A 3170-nucleotide genomic window follows, 5' to 3' on the forward strand; every position below is an offset into this window, starting at 1 on the left:
GCGCAGGGTTTGCCAACCTCAGTACCAGATGGTTATGCCAGTGTTGGCGATATCCCTATGGGCTCTAGCCGTTCGGTTGAAAATGTACGTCTCAAGCAAAGCCAGGAAATAGAACTTGCACGTTCTATAGGCGAAATTGAAGGTGTTGTGTCTGCTCGTGTTCACCTCGCAATTCCAGAAAAATCTGTTTTTGCGCGTAACGCGACGCCGCCAACAGCCTCGGTTTTCATCCAGATGAACAATGGACGTAGCCTTGGTTCGCAACAGGTTGATGCGGTGGTTCATCTTGTATCTTCATCGGTGCCAAATATGGCCAAAACAGACGTCACGGTTGTCGATCAATTTGGTGCCTTGCTGTCCAAGCCAACTGACGATACGGCGTCATTACTTTCGGACAGCCAGTTGCAACATCGCATTCGTCTTGAAAATATCTATCGTAATCGTGTCATTTCATTGGTCTCGCCAATTGTAGGTGCAGGCAATGTTACATCGCAGATTAATCTTGATATTGATTACACGCGTAGCGAAACAACCGAAGAACGTGTTGACCCCGAAGGCAACGCTTTGCGCAGTGAGCAAAAAAGTGTCGATATGACATCTGAAGCCAATGCGCGTGGTATTCCGGGGGCAACAGCTAACCAACCTCCTTTACAAAGTGAAATTGATACTGTTCAGGGTGATGATGCGCTTGATAAGGTTGGTTTAAAGACTCAGTCCTCAAACGAGGTGCGTAACTACGAAGTCAGCCGCACAGTGTCCACAACACAAAGCCCTTCGACACGTATCGTTCGTATTCAGGCTGCTGTTCTGGTCAGAGACAAGGAAGTTGTGAACCCTGAAACAGGTCTGATGGAAGTTGTTCCTTTTACACCTGAAAAATTGGCTGAAATAGAAAAGCTTGTCGCCAATGCCATTGGTATTGATGCCGAGCGTGGTGACCAGCTAACGGTCAGCAGTTCAGCCTTTGTTTCGGCAATCGAAGGTATCTCAAAAGCTTGGTATGATATGGAATGGGCTATCAATCTCATGAAGCAGGGCATGACACTTCTTATCATGGGTGTTGTTGTGCTGGGCGTTATCCGTCCGCTGATTGGCCGGATTATGGTTCCGGCCGCAGTTGGGGCACCAGGCGAAGCAATGGTTGGTCTTGACGATGATTTGGCTAATGAGGCTATTGAGGTTCAAGAAGGTGAAAGCCTTGAAGATATTAAGGCTAAACTGAAGCCCAAGAAGGCAGCTATTTCCGCAGAAATGCTGGATACAGCCAACACATATGATGATAAGGTGGCTGTGATCAGAATGATCGTAGGTGATGAAGCAGGTCGCGTATCAAACGTGTTCAAATCTATGATGGAACGTGACATCGGGTAAAATTAACACCTATAGGCAGTTTGCCGAAGGTTTAGTCAAGGGTAGAAGAGAGTGATATGGCAGATGCTCCGAACAAAAAAAACGATGCTTATGAAAAGTTATCGGGTACTCAAAAATCAGCAATTTTGATGATGCTGCTTGGTGAAGAGGAAGCCTCAGAAATATTGAAAAACCTCTCACCTCGTGAGGTGCAGCATCTTGGTACCGCTATGTATTCGGTGCAAGGCCTGGATCAGGACACGGTGAACCGGGTTCTTGATGAATTTTTGGCAATCATTAAGGAACAGACCAGTTTGGGTCTTGGTGCCGGTAACTATATCCGTAACGTTCTAAATAAAGCTCTTGGTGAGGATAAAGCGCAATCAGTTCTTAGCCGGATTACGCCGTCAAGTAGTGACCGCCCAATTGAAATTTTGGACTGGATGGACGCGCGGTCTATTTCTGAACTCATTATCGATGAACATCCCCAGATTATCGCTTTGGTTATTTCCTATCTTGATTTTGGACTTGGTGCCGATGTGTTGATGCTGTTGCCTGATGAAATTCAATCTGACGTCATCGGACGTATCGCAACGCTTGAAACGGTTCAACCGGATGCACTTCGTGAACTCGAAGACGTAATGCAACGCAAATTCAAGGCGAATACGACCTTGCGTGCAACACAGGTTGGTGGTGTTAAAGCCGCTGCTCGGATTATGAACTTTACAAAACAGGACATGGAAGCACGTATCATGAAAGAGCTTGCTAAGGGCGACAAGCTTCTTATGCAAGGTATTCAGGAAGCCATGTTTGTCTTTGATAATCTGCTTGGTTCGGATGATAAGTCACTTCAGACGCTAATGCGTAACGTCGATACAGAAGATCTGGTTCTGGCTCTTAAAGGTGCAGATGAACCGCTTCGTGAAAAACTATTTTCATGTATGTCAGCGCGTGCTGCGGCCAATCTGGCTGATGAGATGGAGGCTTTGGGTCCTGTGCGCTTGACTGAGGTTCAAGAAGCGCAAAAGCGTATCATTAACATTGCGCGTCGTCTTTCTGATGAAGGCAGTATTGTGCTTGCAGGTCGTGGAGGTGATGACTTCGTCTAATATAAAGATGATGAGGTCACAGGACAGACAAAAAAATGAATGAAGCAGCTCTCGAAAATACGGATGGATTGGCGGATACTGAAATTGCCCGTCTTATTACTTTATCCAACAAGGCAAGATATGAGCGGTCAGATGTTTTACCGGTCAGCGCGCATAGCCCCTTTGAGCCTAAAAGCCTTGTCGAAATAGCAATGGCGGCACAAAAGCGCCGTGATGAAGCTAATGCGATTGCGGCGGCTAAAAAGGCAGTGGATGAACAAACTGCAACTGATCACACAGCTTCGCATCAAACCGCCATGTCTGAACAAGACACAGCTGAAGCACCAACAGACAATAGTGATACGGCGGCGGTTACAGCTGAGTCAGCAGATGTAGCCACAATGGACGTGTCAGCTGAAACCCAGCCTCAATCAGAAAACCGTGCCGATCAGTCAGACGACGGTGCAACCAATATTGCATCGGAAGGCACCACATCTGATCCTGTGCCAGACGCACAAACCGCACAACAGACAGACACCCAAAATGAACAAGCTGCTCAGGTTTCGCCCGCGCCAGTAGCGCCATCCGCACCAGATGCAAGCGTGCTTGAAGCAGAATATAAACGTGGTCAGGAAGCAGGGCTTGCCGAAGGTCAGGCAAAAGCGGCAGAACAGCTGGAAAAGGTTTTGCAAAGTTTTGAACAGGCTGTTTTGTCTTTGACCAACCCTGAGG

Annotated in this window: 2 protein-coding genes and 1 pseudogene; all 3 read left to right on the forward strand. The window is 47.3% G+C overall.

All coding sequences use genetic code 11. From position 1 onward, the window contains the following. On the forward strand, positions 1 to 1371 hold a 1371-nt coding region (gene fliF, locus ABNT28_RS10560), incomplete at its 5' end, for a flagellar basal-body MS-ring/collar protein FliF (protein ID WP_348721570.1). Positions 1372 to 1427: 56 nt separating this feature from the next. After that, the gene (gene fliG, locus ABNT28_RS10565) at positions 1428 to 2459 is read left to right on the forward strand and encodes a flagellar motor switch protein FliG (protein WP_348721571.1); all 1032 of its coding nucleotides are present in this window, start codon (positions 1428 to 1430) and stop codon (positions 2457 to 2459) included. Positions 2460 to 2494: 35 nt separating this feature from the next. Continuing rightward, positions 2495 to 3170 (forward strand): annotated as a pseudogene (locus ABNT28_RS10570) (hypothetical protein); the annotation flags it as partial.

It is taken from the genome of uncultured Candidatus Puniceispirillum sp. (assembly GCF_963979125.1).
GTDB lineage: Bacteria > Pseudomonadota > Alphaproteobacteria > Puniceispirillales > Puniceispirillaceae > Puniceispirillum.